16 protein-coding genes and 1 pseudogene are annotated in these 17,340 nt (G+C 70.1%); 4 read left to right on the top strand and 13 right to left on the bottom strand.

Going from position 1 to position 17,340, the window contains the following annotated elements; all coding sequences use genetic code 11:
- Positions 1-201: 201 nt before the first annotated feature.
- Positions 202-1,551: an NYN domain-containing protein gene (locus tag ACTWJ9_RS24900; RefSeq protein WP_279336486.1), complete on the bottom strand. Its 1,350-nt coding sequence runs from the start codon at positions 1,549-1,551 to the stop codon at positions 202-204.
- A gap of 65 nt (positions 1,552-1,616) precedes the next feature.
- The gene (locus ACTWJ9_RS24895; RefSeq protein ID WP_279336485.1) at positions 1,617-1,856 is read right to left on the bottom strand and encodes a hypothetical protein; all 240 of its coding nucleotides are present in this window, start codon (positions 1,854-1,856) and stop codon (positions 1,617-1,619) included.
- Between the two features lie 157 nt (positions 1,857-2,013).
- On the opposite strand from ACTWJ9_RS24895, the gene ACTWJ9_RS24890 reads away from it, so the two are divergent.
- Positions 2,014-2,748, top strand: a complete 735-nt coding sequence (locus ACTWJ9_RS24890; RefSeq protein ID WP_387036980.1) for a rhomboid family intramembrane serine protease — start codon at positions 2,014-2,016, stop codon at positions 2,746-2,748.
- Positions 2,745-3,026, top strand: a complete 282-nt coding sequence (locus tag ACTWJ9_RS24885; RefSeq protein ID WP_279336483.1) for an Lrp/AsnC family transcriptional regulator — start codon at positions 2,745-2,747, stop codon at positions 3,024-3,026. The genes ACTWJ9_RS24890 and ACTWJ9_RS24885 overlap by 4 nt, the downstream gene beginning before the upstream one ends.
- A gap of 239 nt (positions 3,027-3,265) precedes the next feature.
- On the opposite strand, the pseudogene ACTWJ9_RS24880 reads toward ACTWJ9_RS24885, so the two are convergent.
- The 6 genes and pseudogenes from ACTWJ9_RS24880 to ctaE all read right to left on the bottom strand — a co-directional run.
- Positions 3,266-3,779 (bottom strand): annotated as a pseudogene (locus ACTWJ9_RS24880) (aminotransferase class V-fold PLP-dependent enzyme); the annotation flags it as partial.
- A gap of 159 nt (positions 3,780-3,938) precedes the next feature.
- The gene (trpD, locus tag ACTWJ9_RS24875; protein ID WP_279336482.1) at positions 3,939-5,003 is read right to left on the bottom strand and encodes an anthranilate phosphoribosyltransferase; all 1,065 of its coding nucleotides are present in this window, start codon (positions 5,001-5,003) and stop codon (positions 3,939-3,941) included.
- A 149-nt stretch (positions 5,004-5,152) separates the two neighbouring features.
- A complete protein-coding gene (gene qcrB / locus ACTWJ9_RS24870) occupies positions 5,153-6,805 on the bottom strand; it encodes a cytochrome bc1 complex cytochrome b subunit (RefSeq protein WP_279336481.1) in 1,653 nt (550 codons plus the stop codon).
- Positions 6,802-7,860 carry a cytochrome bc1 complex Rieske iron-sulfur subunit gene (gene qcrA / locus ACTWJ9_RS24865; protein WP_279336480.1) on the bottom strand — a complete coding sequence of 353 codons (1,059 nt, stop codon included), beginning with the start codon at positions 7,858-7,860 and terminating at the stop codon, positions 6,802-6,804. Before qcrA ends, qcrB begins: the two co-directional genes overlap by 4 nt.
- Entirely contained in the window at positions 7,857-8,669 is an 813-nt protein-coding gene (qcrC, locus tag ACTWJ9_RS24860) for a cytochrome bc1 complex diheme cytochrome c subunit (protein WP_387040342.1), read from the bottom strand. The genes qcrA and qcrC overlap by 4 nt, the downstream gene beginning before the upstream one ends.
- Before the next feature lie 79 nt (positions 8,670-8,748).
- Positions 8,749-9,360, bottom strand: a complete 612-nt coding sequence (ctaE, locus tag ACTWJ9_RS24855; RefSeq protein WP_279336478.1) for an aa3-type cytochrome oxidase subunit III — start codon at positions 9,358-9,360, stop codon at positions 8,749-8,751.
- 200 nt (positions 9,361-9,560) lie between these two features.
- Here ctaE and ACTWJ9_RS24850 point away from each other — a divergent pair, with 200 nt between their 5' ends.
- Positions 9,561-9,962, top strand: coding sequence for a hypothetical protein (locus ACTWJ9_RS24850; RefSeq protein WP_279336477.1), 402 nt, complete (start codon positions 9,561-9,563; stop codon positions 9,960-9,962).
- Between the two features lie 56 nt (positions 9,963-10,018).
- Here the strand turns inward: ACTWJ9_RS24850 and ACTWJ9_RS24845 are convergent, their stop codons facing one another.
- The 4 genes from ACTWJ9_RS24845 to ctaC form a co-directional block, all read right to left on the bottom strand.
- Positions 10,019-11,278, bottom strand: coding sequence for a L,D-transpeptidase (locus tag ACTWJ9_RS24845; RefSeq protein ID WP_279336476.1), 1,260 nt, complete (start codon positions 11,276-11,278; stop codon positions 10,019-10,021).
- A 129-nt stretch (positions 11,279-11,407) separates the two neighbouring features.
- Positions 11,408-11,806, bottom strand: coding sequence for a cytochrome c oxidase subunit 4 (locus ACTWJ9_RS24840; RefSeq protein WP_279336475.1), 399 nt, complete (start codon positions 11,804-11,806; stop codon positions 11,408-11,410).
- The gene (gene ctaD, locus ACTWJ9_RS24835; protein WP_279336474.1) at positions 11,803-13,539 is read right to left on the bottom strand and encodes an aa3-type cytochrome oxidase subunit I; all 1,737 of its coding nucleotides are present in this window, start codon (positions 13,537-13,539) and stop codon (positions 11,803-11,805) included. Before ctaD ends, ACTWJ9_RS24840 begins: the two co-directional genes overlap by 4 nt.
- Positions 13,536-14,528, bottom strand: coding sequence for an aa3-type cytochrome oxidase subunit II (ctaC, locus tag ACTWJ9_RS24830; RefSeq protein WP_384200376.1), 993 nt, complete (start codon positions 14,526-14,528; stop codon positions 13,536-13,538). Before ctaC ends, ctaD begins: the two co-directional genes overlap by 4 nt.
- 364 nt (positions 14,529-14,892) lie before the next feature.
- On the opposite strand from ctaC, the gene ACTWJ9_RS24825 reads away from it, so the two are divergent.
- Entirely contained in the window at positions 14,893-16,293 is a 1,401-nt protein-coding gene (locus ACTWJ9_RS24825) for a cysteine desulfurase/sulfurtransferase TusA family protein (RefSeq protein ID WP_387040346.1), read from the top strand.
- Between the two features lie 38 nt (positions 16,294-16,331).
- On the opposite strand, the gene ACTWJ9_RS24820 is transcribed toward ACTWJ9_RS24825, so the two are convergent.
- The gene (locus tag ACTWJ9_RS24820; protein ID WP_279336472.1) at positions 16,332-17,306 is read right to left on the bottom strand and encodes a carbohydrate kinase family protein; all 975 of its coding nucleotides are present in this window, start codon (positions 17,304-17,306) and stop codon (positions 16,332-16,334) included.
- Positions 17,307-17,340: the final 34 nt, after the last annotated feature.

Below are 17,340 nucleotides of genomic sequence, written 5' to 3'. Positions count from 1 at the left end.
ATCAGTTCAAATCCTCGGGCACGAAATCTATGTCACAGTACGTTTCTTTGCCTTCAACTCACGTGCGGTGATATCGGCCTGACGCTACGTTGCGTGAATACCGAGCCAATTCGGTCAATCGGCAGGTACGTTGCGGTTGGGGCTTACGTTCCGGATGGGACGTACCGCGCCTCCGTCGCCACCGGGCCCGCGCCCTGTGCCCTACGCCCGGGAGAAGCGCTTCAGCAGGACCGCCGACGCGACCGGGCGGGCGCCCGCGCGGGCGACTCCGTCGGCGACCTCGCGGTCGGTGGAGACGACGATGACCGGCCGCCCCGGCGGCTCGGCCCGGACCAGCTGGCGGATCAGCTCGTCCGCGGTGACGCCGGGCTTGGAGAACAGCACCCGCACCCCGCGCGGCGGCGCCAGCAGGACGGGAGCGGCCAGTTCGGCCCCGTCGAAGACGCAGGTCACCTCGGCGCCGGTCTGGGCGGCGAGCTGGGCGAGCTGGCCGAGCACCCGCAGGCGCTGCTTCTCCAGCGGCATCTGGGGATAGCCGGTCTTGGTGACGTTGTAGCCGTCGACGACGAGATGCGCCTGTGGCAGCGCCAGCAGCTGGTCGAGGACGGCCGGGTCGTCCTCGGACAGCGCCCGGGCCGCGATGTCCTTGGGGGACATGCGCCCCGGCTCGACGGCGTCCACGGTCTCGGCGGGCCGGACGGACACGGGGGGCAGCGCGAGCTCGCGCCGGAGCCCCTGCGCGGCGTCCAGCACGGTGTCCAGGAGCAGCCGCACCCGCATGTCCTCGACGCTGCGGCCCTCCCGGGCGGCCCGGCGGGCGGCCTCCAGGGCGGCCTCCGACTCGCCGAGGCGCGCCTTGAGCCGCCGGCTCTCGCTCTCGGTGGCGGACACCTGTGCCTGCCCGTCGGCGCGGACGGCGTCCAGCTCCCCCTGCAGTTTGCGCAGCGCGGCCGCGCCGCGCTTGACGTCACTGAGCGCGGACCGCAGCTTGCGGTGCAGGGAGTCCGCTTCTTTCCTGGCCGAGTCCAGGTCTCCGCGCAGCCGCTCGGTCTCGGACCTGGCGTGCTCACGGGCCCGGGCGAGTTCGGCGCGCAGCCGCTCCACCTCGGCCCGGTTCTCCTCGTCGGCGCGCTCGGCGTCGGCCCGCTGGGCCTCCTCGCCCGCGGCGGTCACCAGCTTCACCCAGCCGGGCGGCCGCATGACATAGGCCGCGGCCGCCACGTCCAGCGGGTCGGCGGCCGGGGGCGGGGAGCCCGCCTCGAGGGCGCCGGACAGTTCCGGCTGGGCCTCTTTCAGCCGCTCCGCGATGCGCTGGCGGAACAGTGGTTCGCTCTCCAGCGCGGCGGCCATGGCGTTGCCGGCGAACTTGGCGCGCCGGCTCGGGGTGAACCGGGCGTACTGCCTGAGCTGGGCGGGCAGCTCGGTGACCGTCAGTCCGCCGAAGCCGTCGGAGACGATCTGGACGACCCGGCGGCGCACGCCGTCGGGCAGCGGACGGTCGAGTACCTCAGCGGCACCGTCCTCCGGCTCCCCGCCCGCGGTCTCCACCATCCGTCACACCCCAATGCCTGTGCGCGACCCCGCGTACGGGGTCTTCCGAGCGGGGCCCGCTCCACTCAGGAGCCGGCACCCGGCCTGTCGACGAGTTCCACCTGGTCCACGGCGTTGCACCAGCGGCACCGCACCGACTCGATCGTCTCACCGAGGACCTCGCGCTCCTCGATCTTCGGCTCCCCCGCCAGGTCGAGGTGGACGTACTCGACGACCTTGGACGAGCGGGTCACGTCGAACCGGGTGAGGTTGCCGCAGAGGGTGCAGCGCCACCGCGTCGAGGCAGTCGGCTGAGGGACCGTCATCGTGGCTCTTCGCCTTTCTTCCAGTGTCCGTGACGCGCCGGGCACCCCGGCGCGTGTGGCACGTAACCCTACGGCCTGGCGGGTCCTCGCCGCCCGCCCGTCCACGGCGGCGAGGCGGTCTGCACGGTTGCGTCCCCTTACGTCATGCTCTGTGTCCATGATCCGTGACTGGGGGACATCGGCCGCCAGAGCGCTGAGGCGCCCGTCGGCACCGGTGACCCACTCCCTCATCGTCCTGTGCTGCGCGGTCTTCCTCATGGGCCCGGCCTCGGGGCTCGATCCGGGGTACGGGTCCGGGGAGGAGCTGCCGGCCGCGCAGCGGAGCTACTTCCGTCACTGGGGCGTGATCCCCGCAGAACTGTTCGAAGGCTCCCCGGGTGCCGCTCTCACCCCCGTCACGGCCCTGTTCGTCCACGGCGGCTGGGTGCATCTGCTCGGCAACATGCTCTTCCTCCACGTCTTCGGGACGATGGCCGAGGCGCGGATGGGCCGCCTGCAGTTCCTCCTGTTCTACGTCGGCTGCGGCTACCTGGCCCTGCTCGGGTACGCCGCCGTCCACCTGGACTCCGAGCAGTCCGTGGTGGGGGCCTCGGGAGCGATCTCGGCGGTCCTCGGCGCGTTTCTCTTCCTGTTCCCCCGGGCACGGGTGACCAGTCTGCTGCCGTTCCTGTTCTTCCTGCCGGTGCGCTTCCCGGCGTGGGTCGTGCTGCCTTTCTGGGCGGTGCTGCAGTGGCTGGCGGCGCTGCCCGCCTCCGACGGCCCCGGGGTGGCGTATCTGGCGCACCTGGTGGGCTTCGGGCTGGGCTTCTGCTGCGCGTGGGCGCGTTTCCAGGGGGCGACTACAGTGAGAGCCGCCCCAGCTCCGGCCCCCGAGGGAGAGAACCAGCCGTGATCACCGCGATCGTCCTCATCAAGACCAGCGTGGACCGGATCCCCGAGATCGCGGAGCAGATCGCCGCGCTGGACAGCGTCAGCGAGGTCTTCTCCGTCACCGGCACCTACGACCTGATCGCCATGGTGCGGGTCAAGCAGCACGAGGACCTGGCGGAGGTCATCCCGGGCCGGATCAGCAAGATCCCGGGCGTGGAGGGGACCGACACGCACGTGGCGTTCCGCGCGTACTCGCAGCACGACCTGGAGGCCGCGTTCGCGATCGGCCTGGACAGCTGAGACGGCCACCGCGGCCGGATGAGCCGGAGGCGAAGAACTCTTCATCTCCGGCTCATCCGCGCGGTCCGGGCGGGTGCGCGGCATCGGGTCCGTGCTCCTCACCCGCCGGACGGCGGCCCCGGCCGCCGTCGTGCTGATCCCGGCGGGTGTCGCCGCGACCGGTTTCGCACTCTCCGACAGCCCGGCCGGCCCGGTCCCGCCTCCGCCGCCCTCCGGCCCGCGGCCCCGGGCGGCCCGGCTCAGGCGGACGTGTCCGGCACGCAGCGGCCGTCGACCGTGCGGTAGCTCCACCGGGCGCCGTCCCGCACTGGTTCCCCGACGGCGCGGACGAAGCGCTCCACCTGTTCGTCCGGGGTGCCCGCCCCGAAGCTGACCCGGATCGCGTCGAAGGGCCTCTCGCCGGACGCCGCCCCGGGGCACCGCACTCGCCCGGGGTCCGCGGGGCGCCGCCGAGCAGGGCACGCGGCAGCGGGTGGGCGCGGAACAGCCCGTCCCGCACGCCGATGCCGTACTCGGCGGACAGGGCCCGCGGCGGAGCGGGAGCTGTGCCGGCCGACGACGAGGGAGAGCACGCCGACGCGCGGCGCGGCGTCCCCGGACAGGGACAGGAACCGCACCTCGGGCACGTCGGCCGGCCCGTCCCGGACCGTGCGGATCAGCCGCTCCCCGCGGGCGTCCGGCGCGTCGGCCCACCCCGGCCTCGCCGAGCGGGCCCGCCTCGTACCGGGCCGTGCCGTCGTGCCACCGGACGTCCGTCGAATCCGTCCTCCCAGGGCCCGGGCCTGTGGGGCTCACGGTCGACGAGGGCCGGCTTCCAGGGGCCGTACGGCCTGCTCCGGGCTGTCCGGGGCGTCGAGGAGGGGGACGCGGGAACCGCCGTCGCGGCGGCCGGGCGGGGCCGGCCGCCGCGGTTCACGCGTTGCTGGCCGCCACCCAGTGCTCCAGGACCCGCTTGGCGGCTCCCGAGTCGATGGACTCGGCGGCCTCGGCCATCTTCGCCCGGATCTGCTCCTCCAGGGTCCCGGTGCCCGGCTTCAGCGCCACCAGCGCCGCCGCCGAGTTCAGCAGCACCGCGTCCCGCACCGGGCCCCGCTCGCCGTCCAGCAGCCGCCGGGCGACCTCGGCGTTGTACGAGGCGTCGGCGCCGCGCAGCGCCTCCAGCGGCACGGGCTCGATGCCGACGTCCCGCGGGTCGAAGTGCTCCTCGGTCACCTTGCCGTCCCGGACCACCCACACCCGCGAGGTGCCGGTGGTCGTCAGCTCGTCGAGGCCGTCGTCACCGCGGAACACCAGCGAAGAGTGGCCGCGGTCGGCGAACACACCGGCCATGATCGGCGCCATCCTCGGGTCGGCGACCCCGACGGCCTGGGCCCGGACCCGGGCCGGGTTGGCCAGCGGGCCCAGGAAGTTGAACACCGTACGGATGCCCAGCTGTCCTCGCGCGGCGGCCACATGGCGCAGCGCCGGGTGGAACTTCACCGCGAAGCAGAAGGTGATCCCGGCCTCCTCCGCGACCTCGGCGACCCGCTGCGGGGTCAGCTCCAGGTTGACGCCGAGCTTCTCCAGGACGTCGGAGGCGCCGGATGCGGAGGAGGCGGCCCGGCTCCCGTGCTTGACGACCTTCGCGCCGGTGCCCGCGATGACGATCGAGGACATCGTGGAGATGTTCACCGTCTTGGCGCCGTCGCCGCCGGTGCCGACGATGTCGACGGTCTCCCCCGGCACCTCGATCGCGACGGCGTGCTCGTACATCGCCCGGACGCAGCCGACGATCTCGTCGACCGTCTCGCCCTTGGCCCGCAGGGACACGGCGAACCCGGCGATCTGCGCGTCGGTGGCCTCACCGCGCATGATCAGGTCCATCGCCCAGGCGGTGTCGTCGGCGGACAGGTCGTGTCCGTCCAGCAGTCCGTTCAGCAGGACGGGCCAGGAGCGGTCCGCCGCGGTACTGCCTCCTGCGGGGGTCACAGCGCTCATCTGCCGCTCCTGGGTCATAGACAGGGGTAAAGGGGGTTTCGCCCCCACCTTATCCAGCCCGGAGCACGGCGAAGGGCCCCCGTCCGGTCTGCGGACGGGGGCCCTTCGCCGTCGTGTGGCGACGTGGGTGTCGTACGGGTCTCAGGTGATCAGTGGTGGCCGTGGCCGCTCGTGATCTCCTTGTACTCCTCGACGGTCGGCTTCGTGATCTGGGATCCCTCGCCGTAGTACCCCTTGCTGAGCTTGGCGCGCAGCTTCTCGGTCGGCTTCACCTTGCGCTCGACGCCGTTCTCGTCGACCAGCGGGCCGATCTCGACCGGCTTGTACTGCTCGTGCGCCGTGAGGGTGTGCAGCTGCTCCTGGCTGAGCGGCTCGTGGACCTCGATGAACTCACCGTGCGGCAGGCGCTTGATGATGCCCGACTCGCGGCCGTGCAGCACCTTGTCCCTGTCCCGGCGCTGCAGGCCGAGGCAGATCCGCTTGGTGATGATGAACGCCACCACGGGCCCGGCGAAGAACCCGATGCGGACGAACCAGGTGATCGCGTTGATCGACAGGTTGAAGTGGGTGGCCCACAGGTCGTTGCCACCGCCGACGAGGGAGATGAAGTACAGGGTGATCCACGCGACGCCGAAGGCGGTGCGCGTCGGGGCGTTGCGCGGGCGGTCCAGGATGTGGTGCTCGCGCTTGTCCCCGGTGACCCAGGACTCGATGAACGGGTAGACCGCGATGGACACCAGGACCAGCCCGAAGACCGTCAGCGGGATGAACACGCCCAGGGCGAGCGTGTGACCCCAGAAGTTGATCTCCCAGCCCGGCATCACACGGACCAGGCCCTCGGAGAAGCCCATGTACCAGTCGGGCTGGGCTCCGGTGGAGACCATGTCCGGCCGGTAGGGGCCGATGTTCCAGACCGGGTTGATCGTCGCGACCGCCGAGACGACGCACAGCACACCGAAGACCAGGAAGAAGAAGCCTCCGGCCTTGGCGATGTACACCGGCAGGAGCGGCATGCCCACGACGTTCTTGTTGCTCTTGCCGGGGCCCGCGAACTGCGTGTGCTTGTGGTAGAAGACCAGGATCAGGTGCGCCACCACGAGGCCGAGCATGATGCCCGGCAGCAGCAGGATGTGGATCGAGTAGAACCGGGCGATGAAGTCGTCCCCCGGGAACTCCCCGCCGAAGAGGAACATCGAGATGTACGTGCCGACGATCGGCACGGACAGGATCGCGCCCTGCGTGAAGCGGATACCGGTGCCGGAGAGCAGGTCGTCCGGGAGCGAGTAGCCGGTGAACCCGGTGAACATGCCCAGGACGAGCAGCAGGAAGCCGAACACCCAGTTGACCTCACGCGGCTTGCGGAAGGCACCGGTGAAGAACACGCGCATCATGTGCACGAACATGCCGGCCACGAAGATCAGCGCGGCCCAGTGGTGGATCTGCCGGATCAGCAGACCGCCACGGACGTCGAAGCTGATGTCCAGCGTCGACTTGTAGGCCTCACTCATCAGCTGTCCCTGCATCGGGACGTAGCTGCCGTGGTACACCACCTCGTTCATCGACGGGTGGAAGAACAGCGTCAGATACACACCCGTGAGGATGATGATGATGAAGCTGTAGAGGCAGACCTCACCCAGCATGAACGACCAGTGGTCCGGGAAGATCTTGCGCATGTTGGCCTTGGCCAGGGAGTAGATCCCCAGCCGGCTGTCCGCCCAGTCGGCGACCCGTTCGCCGGCCGGCGCCTTCCCACGGGAGCGACCCGCGCCCGATGGGTTCGTGCTGCTGGTCGTGGTACTCATCCGCGCTCCCAGAATGAAGGACCGACGGGCTCGTCGAAGTCGCCGAGCGCTTCGAGGTAGCCCTCGTCGTTCACACCGATGCGCAGCTGCGGCAGGGCGTGTCCGGCGGGACCGAAGATGACCCGGGCTCCGTCGGCGAGGTCGAAGGTGGACTGGTGGCAGGGGCACAGGGCGTGGTGCGTCTGCTGCTCGTACAGGGAGATCGGGCAACCGACATGGGTACAGATTTTCGAGTACGCCAGAATACCCTGGTGCGACCACTCGAGCGACTGCTTGTCCTTGATGTTGTCCGGCTGGATGCGGACGAGCATCAGGGCGGCCTTGGCGATCTCGTTCATGAACCCGTGCTCGTCCTCCTCCAGGCCCTCGGGCTTGGCGAAGGTCAGCGAGCCCACGGCGATGTCGGACGGCCGCATCGGCTCGTTCGTGTTCATGTTGATGAGCAGCTTGCCCTTGGCCCACAGGGTGTGGCGCAGCTTGTCCTCGGGCAGCGGCCCGAGGTCACGCAGCAGCACCACTCCGGAGAGCGGGAACAGGGCGAGCGCGCCGAACATCGTGTTGCGGATCAGCTTGCGCCGTCCGATCACCGACTCCTTGGCGCCCTGACGGAAGTCCTCCATGACCTGCTCGCGGACCTCGGGCGGGGCCGCGATCGGGTGCCGCTCGTCGGTGAGCTCGTGGTCCGACATCAGCGTGCGGGCCCAGTGGACCGCGCCGGCGCCGATGGCGAACAGGGCGACACCGAGGGTCGTACCGAGCGCGAAGTTCATCGCGCCGATCTGACCGAGCGGGAAGATGTAGACGGACTTGTCGATCGGGATCGCCACGAACGAGGCGATGAAGCCGACGGTGGCCAGCATCGACAGCGTGAACAGGAGGGCGACCGTACGCTCGGACCGCTTGGCGGCCCGCTCGTCGATGTCCTGGATCCGGGGCTCGTGCGGAGGCAGCCCGGGGTCGGCGAACGGGTTCCTCTCGTCCGCGACGCGGACCGCGCCGTGCGCGCTGCCCTGCTCTGCGGGCAGCTTCTCGTCGGGGGTCTCTTGGCTACTCATGACTTCCTGGCCTTTGCGGTCCGAGCGGCGACCCAGACGGCGGTCACGATCAGCCCGCCGAGTCCGAAGATCCACGCGAACAGACCCTCGGACACCGGGCCGAGCCCGCCGAGCGTCAGACCGCCGGGGCTCGAGGTCTCCTTGCCGTTGACCGCGTTCACGTAGGCGATGACGTCCTTCTTGTTCTGCTCCGACAGCGAACCGTCGGGGAAGGAGGGCATGTTCTGCGGGCCGGTCACCATGGCCTCGTAGATGTGCTTGGGGTCCACGTCCTCGAGGTTCGGGGCGTACTTGCCGTGCGTGAGCGCACCGCCCTGGCCGGTGAAGTTGTGGCACTGCGCGCAGTTGTTGCGGAACAGCTCACCGCCCTTGGCGATGTCGGCGCCCTCGGGGCCGTACTGCTCCTCGGTGGGAATGGCCGGGCCGGCGCCCAGGGAGGCGATGTACGCCGCCAGCTGGTCGATCTCGGCCTGGTTGTAGACGGCCTTCTTTCGCGGGAGCTGCGCGCTCTGCGAGGTGGCGGCCGGCATCCGGCCGGTGGCCACCTGGAAGTCGACGGCCGCAGCACCCACGCCCACCAGGCTGGGGCCGTCGGTGGTGCCCTGACCGCCGGTGCCGTGGCAGCTGGCGCAGCCGACGGCGTAGAGCTTCTTGCCCTCCTCGATGGCGAGGGACTGGGCGGTTTCGTCGGCCTGCGCCTTGCTCGCGGGTGCGAACACGGCGTACAGCCCCCCGGTGCATGCCAGCGCGAGGAGCAGAACGACGAGCGCCGCCAACGGGTGGCGTCGTCGTGCGGAGAGCTTTTTCACGGATTACCCCGGTGTCAGGATCTTCTGCGTCGATGCTTCTGGATGAGTGCGCTCTTCGAGCGCGCGGATTCGAGCCCGCCTACTTGATCATGTAGATCGTGGCGAAGAGGCCGATCCAGACGACATCGACGAAATGCCAGTAGTAGGACACGACGATGGCCGCCGTCGCCTGGTCATGAGTGAACCTCCGAGCCGCGTAGGTCCGGCCGAGGACCAGCAGGAAGGCGAACAGGCCGCCCAGAACGTGCAGGCCGTGGAAGCCGGTGGTCAGATAGAAGACCGAGCCGTACGGGTCGGAGGAGATGGTCAGACCGTAGTGCTTGACCAACTCGGTGTATTCCAGGACCTGACCGCCGATGAAGACCGATCCCATGATGAACGTGACGATGAACCACGTCCGGAGCTTCTTCACGTCACCGCGCTCGGCTGCGAACACGCCGAGCTGGCAGGTGAGGGAGGAAAGCACCAGGACCGTGGTGTTCGTCGCCGAGAACGGGAAGTTCAGGGTGTCGGCCTTCTCCGACCAGAAGTCGGGTCCGGTCACCGATCGCAGGGTGAAGTACATCGCGAAGAGGGCCGCGAAGAACATCAGCTCGGAACTCAGCCAGATGATGGTTCCGACGCTGGTGAGGTTCGGTCGGTTGACCGACGGGAGCGCGTGCCCGGTGTCTACTGTCGTTGCTGTCGCCACGCCGACATTATGTCGGTCGCTTATCCCGCCCTCACCCCGGGGGGTGCCGTTCGGTGTGTTCGCCCCTCCTGTAGTGCCCGGATGGCCCATCGAAGTGACGTCCGAACCAGTGTTGACAACCTGCCGGAAGGGGTAGCATCCGCGCCATCGGCACGCGCGGTACCGCCGATGCCGAGCCCCCTCAGAAGCGTGGAGGAACAATGCAGGCGACCGCCACGGTGCTGGTCTACAGCGACAACGCCAACACCCGGGAGCAGGTGCGGCTCGCCACCGGCCGGCGGCCCGCCCCGGACGTGCCCGTCGTGGAGTTCCTGGAGTGCGCGACCGCCCCGGCCGTCCTCGAGGAGCTGGAGCGGGGCGGCATCGACGTCTGCGTCCTGGACGGCGAGGCCACGCCCATGGGCGGCATGGGCCTGTGCCGGCAGATCAAGGACGAGATCTTCGAGTGCCCGCCGGTGCTGCTGCTCATCGGCCGTCCCCAGGACGCCTGGCTGGCCACCTGGAGCCGTGCGGAGGCGGCTGTGACGCTGCCGGTGGAGCCGGTGGAGTTCGCCTCGGCCCTCGCCTCCCTGCTGCGGCAGAAGAGCGCCCTGAACGTCTGACCGCACGGTCCGCACCGGCTCGGCGCCCGCGGTGGCTCCCGGCCTGTCGTTCGAGGTCAGGCCGGCTGCGGGCGCAGGCGTGCCGTCTCCTCCGGGGCGGAGCCCGCCGCGGCGCCGCCCGTCAGGGCGCTGCCCGCGCGCCAGTCGGTCCAGTCGAGGTTCCAGTCGCCGAAGCCGTTGCCGAACGGCTCCATGTCGGCGCCCTTCGAGTTGACGACCGTGATCAGGTCACCCTTACGGACGGTGTCGTAGAACCATTCGGCCTCACCGGTGCTCATCCCGACGCAGCCGTGGCTGACGTTGGCGTACCCCTGGGAGCCGACGGACCAGGGGGCGGCGTGCACGTACTCGCCGCTCCAGGTCACCCGGGCGGCGAAGTGGACGGGCATGTCGTAGGACTCGGCGGAGCCCTCGGCTATGCCGATGGAGCTGCTGCGCATCTGCACGGTGCGCTCCTTGCCGAGGACCACCTTGATGCCGTTGCGTGTCTCGAACCCGGGTTTTCCGGCGGTGACGGGGATCGTTCTGATCTGCTTGTCGCCCTTGTAGACCGTCAGCCGGTGCGCCGCGACGTCGGTGACGGCCACGAGGCGGTCGCCGGTCCTGATCGTCAGCGGTTCGCTCCGGCCGCCCCGGAGGCGGTCGTTGATCCTGACGCCCTCCAGGGTGCTGCGCACCCGGACGGTGGCGTTCTCGGGCCAGTAGTCCTTCGGGCGGAAGTGGAGCTTCTTGTCGTCCACCCAGTGCCAGGCGCCCCCCGCCGAGGGCGTGGAGGACACCTTCAGGCCGCGCTCCACGACGGCGCGCTGCGCGGGGTCCTTGACCGGTTCGGTCAGTTCGGCGGTGAGCGGCTGACCGACGCCGTAGGTGCCCGCCTCGGGGCCGAAGGCGACGCCCAGGCTCTTGCTGGCGGGCTTGCCGGTGGTGAGGGCGAGGACCTTGCGGCCGGGCGCCCCGTCCGCGCTCTCGGTGCTCACCCGGATCGTGTAGCTCGCGCCGGCGACGAGCGGGGAGGTGCTGTGCCAGCGGCTGCCGTCGGCGGCGAGTTCGCCCGCCATGTGGCGGCCCTTGGTGTCCACGGCCGTGACGTCGGTGATACGTCCGTCGGAGTCCTCGGCGACGACCTCCAGGGGCGTGTCCGGGTCGGCCGTCCCGCCCTCGGCGGTGGGGCCGCTGAAGGATATCTGGTCCGCCGCGTCGTAGGGCTCGGCGGACAGCGGGTCGCCGACGGCGGAGCAACCGGCGACGCCCGCACCCAGGGCGATCACCAGCAGTGTGCGGCCGACGACGGTGCGGTGGTGCGGATCACGTCTCATGGCCTCACGCTAGGAAGCCTCGTCAAGTCCGGCGCGCCGGAAGACTCGAACGAGTGACATAGGACGTGGCAGACGCAGGGCCCGGACGCTCCTTGCGGAGTGTCCGGGCCCTGCGGTGCGCGGCATGTGCTACTGGGTGCGGTTCTCACCGTGGTAGTACTCGAGGACCCAGCCCAGGATGCTGAGCAGGATCAGCGGCAGCGCGAAGTACATCAGCCACCAGCCGACGGCGATGGCCAGGAAGCCGACGGCGGCGCCGAGCCCCAGACCGAGCGGCTGCCAGCTGTGCGGGCTGAAGAACCCGACCTCGCCGGCGTCGTCGGCGACGTCCGCCTCCTTGTTGTCCTGCGCGCCCACGTCGACCCGCCGGGCGGTGAAGCCCAGGTAGAAGCCGACCATGATGCTCAGGCCAAAGGCCAGGAAGAGGGCCGTGGTGCCGGCCGGCTCCTTCGACCACACACCGTAGACGATCGCCACGACGAGCAGGAAGAGGCTCAGCCACATGAACATCTTGCCCTGGATCTTCACTTGCCGGCCTCCTTGCCACCGGAGAGGGCCTTCTCACCGTGATCGGCGTTCTCGAGCTGGTCGAGGGCGGCGATCTCCGGGTGGTGCAGGTCGAAGGCCGGGGATTCGGAGCGGATCCGGGGCAGGGTGAGGAAGTTGTGCCGCGGCGGCGGGCACGAGGTGGCCCACTCCAGGGAGCGGCCGTAGCCCCACGGGTCGTCGACCTCGATCTTCTCGCCGTACTTGGCCGTCTTCCAAATGTTGTAGAAGAACGGCAGCAGCGACATGCCGAGCAGGAACGAGGCGATCGTGGAGACCGTGTTCAGCGCGGTGAAGCCGTCGGCCGCCAGGTAGTCCGAGTACCGGCGCGGCATGCCCTCGGCGCCCAGCCAGTGCTGGATCAGGAAGGTGCCGTGGAAGCCGATGAACAGCGTCCAGAAGGTGATCTTGCCGAGCCGTTCGTCGAGCATCTTGCCGGTGAACTTCGGCCACCAGAAGTGGAAGCCGGCGAACATCGCGAAGACGACGGTGCCGAACACCACGTAGTGGAAGTGCGCCACCACGAAGTACGAGTCGGTGACGTGGAAGTCCAGCGGCGGCGAGGCCAGGATGACACCGGTCAGACCGCCGAACAGGAAGGTCACCAGGAAGCCGATGGACCAGAGCATCGGCGTCTCGAAGCTCAGCGACCCCTTCCACATGGTGCCGACCCAGTTGAAGAACTTCACCCCGGTGGGAATGGCGATCAGGAAGGTCATGAAGGAGAAGAACGGCAGCAGCACCCCGCCGGTGGCGTACATGTGGTGCGCCCACACCGTCACCGACAGACCCGCGATGGCGATGGTCGCGCCGACCAGACCCATGTAGCCGAAGATCGGCTTGCGGGAGAAGACCGGCACGATCTCACTCACGATGCCGAAGAACGGCAGCGCGATGATGTACACCTCGGGGTGGCCGAAGAACCAGAACAGGTGCTGCCACAGCAGCGCCCCGCCGTTGGTGGCGTCGAAGATGTGCGCGCCGAACTTCCGGTCGTACTCGAGCGCGAACAGCGCGGCGGCCAGCACCGGGAAGGCGAGCAGGACCAGGACACCGGTCAGCAGCACGTTCCAGGTGAAGATCGGCAGACGGAACATCGTCATGCCCGGAGCGCGCATGCAGATGATCGTGGTGATGAAGTTGACCGAGCCCAGGATGGTGCCGAAGCCCTGGAGGGTCAGACCCATGATCCACATGTCGGAGCCGGCACCCACCGAGCGGACCGCGTCCGAGAGCGGGGCGTAGCCGGTCCAGCCGAAGCTGGCGGCCCCGTCCGGGGTGAGGAAACCGCCGATCGCGATCAGCGAGCCGAACAGGTAGAGCCAGTAGGCGAACATGTTCAGCCGCGGGAACGCCACATCGGGCGCGCCGATCTGCAGCGGCATGATCCAGTTCGCGAAGCCGACGAACAGCGGCGTCGCGAACATCAGCAGCATGATCGTGCCGTGCATCGTGAACGCCTGGTTGAACTGCTCGTTCGACATGATCTGCAGTCCGGGCCGGGCGAGTTCCGCGCGCATCACCAGCGCGAGGATGCCGCCGATGCAGAAGAACGCGAACGACGTCACCAGGTACATGGTGCCGATCGTCTTGTGGTCCGTGGTCGTCAGCCACTTGACCACGATGTTGCCGGGCTGCTTGCGCCGGACCGGCAGCTCGTTCTCATAGGAGGCCACAGCTGTCGCGGCACCCTGGGATTCGTTGAGGATGCTCACAGCTTGCTCGTCTCCCGGTTCTTCTCGTGGCTCGTCTGCGCGATGCCGGCGGGAACGTAACCGGTCTGCCCCTTCTCCGCGAGCTCCTTGAGGTGCGCCTCGTAGCGCTCGGGGGAGACGACCTTCACGTTGAACAGCATCCGGGCGTGGTCGACACCGCAGAGCTCGGCGCACTTGCCGAGGAAGGTGCCCTCACGGTTGGGGACGACCTCGAAGGCGTTGGTGTGGCCCGGGATGACGTCCTGCTTCATCAGGAACGGCACCACCCAGAAGGAGTGGATGACGTCCCGCGAGGTCAGGACGAACCGGACCCGCTTGCCCTCGGGCAGCCACAGGGTGGGGCCGGGGTTGTTCGTCTGCGGGTTCCGCGTGGAGGGGGTACCGCAGTCGTTGACACCGCCGGCGTCGGCCGGGAAGGCCTCCTTGTAGCGGTCCGGGATCGCGTCGAGTTCCTTGGAGGTCTTCGCGTCGCCCGAGGAACCCTCGACGTTCTCGATGTAGTTGAAGCACCAGCTCCACTGGAAGCCGACGACGTTGACGGTCACGTCGGGCTTCGCCTCGAGCTTCATCAGCTCGGACTCGTCCCGGGCGGTGAAGTAGAAGAAGACCGACACGATGATGAGCGGAACCACGGTGTACAGCGCCTCGATGGGCATGTTGTACCGGGTCTGCGGAGGTACCTCGACCTTGGTGCGGCTGCGCCGGTGGAAGAAAACACTCCACAGGATCAGGCCCCACACGAGCCCGCCGATGGCGAGCGCGGCCGCCCACGACCCCTGCCACAGGGAGAGGATTCGCTCCGCCTGTTCTGAGGTGGGGGTGGGCATACCAAGGCGAGGGAAGTCCTCCCATGTGCAACCGGTGGCGGTCGCCAGGACCAGGCCCGCGGTCAATGCCTGCAGCAGCTTCCGCCGCATCGGGCGCCGCGGCTTGGGGGTACCACCCACGCCCTTCAGGCCGTGGGGGAGGTCGGAGCCGTTGGGACTCACGTAGCGCCTTCCCGAGAGTCTCGCCCGCGCTGTACGGCTGCGGCCTGTCCTTCTCACCGGTCGGTCGCCGCCCTGCGTCGGGCAGGGGTTTGGATGTTTATGCGGACCAAACCCTAGCCGACGCCTTCCGGAGGGTCGCGGGGAGGGGGGCATACGCGCCGCCCGTCCCCCCGAAGGGCGGGAAAGGGGGCACCCTCTCTCCCGAAAGTACCGCTCGCACGGGGGATTCGGCAGTCGGGCGGGTGTGCGGTGAGGGCTCGGTGGGTATCAGGGGACCGGCCGTCCACCCCTCCCCGCAGCGGGGCCGTCGAGGGGGACGGCCCCCTCGCCGCTCGGCGGCCGGGCCACGCCTTAACGTTGCCGTATGGCCTACTTTGACGCCGCGTCCGCCGCCCCGCTCCATCCCGTCGGCCGCCAGGCCCTGCTGGCAGCACTGGACGAGGGGTGGGCGGATCCCGCACGGCTGTACCGGGAGGGCAGGCGGGCCCGGCTGCTGCTGGACGCGGCGCGCGAGGCGGCCGCCGAGGCGGTGGAATGCCGCCCGGACGAGCTGGTGTTCACCCCGTCCGGCACGCGGGCGGTGCACGCCGGGATCGAGGGGGCGCTGGCCGGGCGGCGACGCGTCGGATCGCACCTGATCGTGTCCGCGGTCGAACACTCGTCGGTCCTCCACACGGCGGAAGCGCACGAGGCCGGAGGCGGTTCGGTCACCGAGGTCGCGGTGGACCGTACCGGTGCCGTGGATCCCGCGGCGTACGCGAAGGCCCTGCGGCCGGACACCGCGCTGGCCTGTCTCCAGTCGGCCAACCACGAGGTGGGGACCGTGCAGCCGGTGGCCGAGGTGGCCGAGGCGTGCCGGGCGGCCGGCGTACCGCTGCTGGTGGACGCGGCCCAGTCGCTGGGGTGGGGGCCGGTGGCGGGTGGCTGGTCGCTGCTCACCGCGAGCGCCCACAAGTGGGGCGGCCCGCCGGGGGTCGGGCTGCTCGTGGTGCGCAAGGGGGTGCGGTTCGCTCCCCAGGGGCCGTCGGACGAGCGGGAGTCGGGGCGGGCGGCCGGGTTCGAGAACATCCCGGCGGTGGTGGCCGCGGCGGCGTCGCTGCGGGCGGTGCGCGCCGAGGCGGCCGCGGAGGCGGCCCGGCTGCGGGATCTGACGGAGCGGATCCGGACGCGGGTGCCGGCCTCGGTGCCGGACGTGGAGGTGGTCGGCGATCCGCAGCGGCGGCTGCCGGGGATCGTCACCTTCTCGTGTCTCTTCGTCGACGGGGAGACGGTGCTGCACGAGCTGGACCGCGCGGGCTTCTCCGTGTCGTCCGGTTCCTCGTGCACGAGCAGCACGCTCACCCCGAGCCATGTGCTGCGGGCGATGGGGGTGCTCAGCGAGGGCAACGTCCGGGTGTCGCTGCCGCCGGGGACGGAGGCCGGGGAGGTCGAGCGGTTCCTGACCGTCCTGCCCCGGGTGGTGGCGGAGGTGCGGGAGAAGCTGGGGGCTCCGGTGGCGGCGGGAGCGGCGGGAGCCGCCGAGCACACCGTCGGGGGGAGCGGTGTCCTGGTGGTGGACGCGCTGGGCCGGCGCTGCCCGATCCCGGTGATCGAGCTGGCCAAGGTCATCGGCGACGTGCCGGTGGGCGGCACGGTCCGGGTCCTCGCGGACGACGAGGCGGCCCGGCTGGACATCCCGGCGTGGTGCGAGATGCGCGGACAGGAGTACCTGGGCGAGGAGCCGGCGGACCACGGCTCGGCCTATCTGGTCCGCCGGCTCTCCTGAGCGGGCGCCTGCTGCGGGGCGGGGAGCCCGTCGGGGCGTCAGGCCAGGTGCTTGCGCACCTCGGCCGCGGGCTCGTCGCCGTAGGCCTGCGCGAAGCGCTCCATGAAGTGGGCGCGGCGCAGCTGGTACTCCTGGGTGCCGACGGTCTCGATGACCAGGGTGGCGAGCATGCAGCCGATCTGCGCGGCGCGCTCCAGGGAGACGCCCCAGGCCAGCCCGGACAGGAACCCGGCACGGAAGGCGTCGCCCACGCCGGTCGGGTCCGTCTTGCGCTCCTCCTGGGCGCAGCCGACCTCGACGGGGTCCTCACCGGCGCGTTCGATGCGTACGCCCCGGGCGCCGAGGGTGGTGACGCGGTGGCCGACCCTGGCGAGGATCTCGGCGTCGGTCCAGCCCGTCTTGGTCTCGATGAGCCCCTTCTCGTACTCGTTGGAGAAGAGGTAGGTCGCCCCGTCCAGCAGTATGCGGATCTCCTCCCCGTTCATCCGGGCGATCTGCTGGGAGAAGTCGGCGGCGAACGGGATGCCGCGCGAGCGGCACTCCTCGGTGTGCCGGAGCATGGCCTCCGGGTCGTCGGCGCCGATGGAGACCAGGTCGAGGCCGCCCACCCGGTCGGCGACGGTCTTCAGCTCGATCAGCCGGGCCTCGCTCATCGCGCCCGTGTAGAAGGAGCCGATCTGGTTGTGCTCGGCGTCCGTGGTGCACACGAAGCGGGCGGTGTGCAGCGTCTCCGAGATGCGGACGGACGCGGTGTCGACGCCGTGCCGGTCCAGCCAGGCCCGGTACTCGTCGAAGTCGGGGCCCGCGGCACCGACGAGGATCGGCCGGGTGCCGAGCTGGCCCATGCCGAAGGCGATGTTCGCGCCCACGCCGCCCCGGCGCACGTCGAGCTGGTCGACCAGGAAGGACAGCGAGACCGTGTGCAACTGGTCCGCGACGAGCTGGTCGGAGAAGCGCCCGGGGAACGTCATGAGGTGGTCGGTGGCGATGGAGCCGGTGACTGCGATGCGCACGGCGTGGACTCTCCTGAGGGAGGGGGGATTGACA

The organism is Streptomyces sp. GDS52 (assembly GCF_052246875.1).
Lineage (GTDB): Bacteria > Actinomycetota > Actinomycetes > Streptomycetales > Streptomycetaceae > Streptomyces > Streptomyces cathayae.
The sequence above is the reverse complement of the archived record's forward strand: the minus strand, read 5'-3'. Positions and strand labels throughout refer to the sequence as shown.

Coding starts and splice junctions, on each gene's coding strand:
- ACTWJ9_RS24890 (WP_387036980.1), top strand. CDS start 2,014: ATGATCCGTGACTGGGGGACATCGGCCGCCAGAGCGCTGAGGCGCCCG.
- ACTWJ9_RS24845 (WP_279336476.1), bottom strand. CDS start 11,278: ATGAGACGTGATCCGCACCACCGCACCGTCGTCGGCCGCACACTGCTG.
- ACTWJ9_RS24895 (WP_279336485.1), bottom strand. CDS start 1,856: ATGACGGTCCCTCAGCCGACTGCCTCGACGCGGTGGCGCTGCACCCTC.
- ACTWJ9_RS24850 (WP_279336477.1), top strand. CDS start 9,561: ATGCAGGCGACCGCCACGGTGCTGGTCTACAGCGACAACGCCAACACC.
- trpD (WP_279336482.1), bottom strand. CDS start 5,003: ATGAGCGCTGTGACCCCCGCAGGAGGCAGTACCGCGGCGGACCGCTCC.
- qcrA (WP_279336480.1), bottom strand. CDS start 7,860: ATGAGTAGCCAAGAGACCCCCGACGAGAAGCTGCCCGCAGAGCAGGGC.
- ACTWJ9_RS24900 (WP_279336486.1), bottom strand. CDS start 1,551: ATGGTGGAGACCGCGGGCGGGGAGCCGGAGGACGGTGCCGCTGAGGTA.
- qcrB (WP_279336481.1), bottom strand. CDS start 6,805: ATGAGTACCACGACCAGCAGCACGAACCCATCGGGCGCGGGTCGCTCC.
- ACTWJ9_RS24825 (WP_387040346.1), top strand. CDS start 14,893: ATGGCCTACTTTGACGCCGCGTCCGCCGCCCCGCTCCATCCCGTCGGC.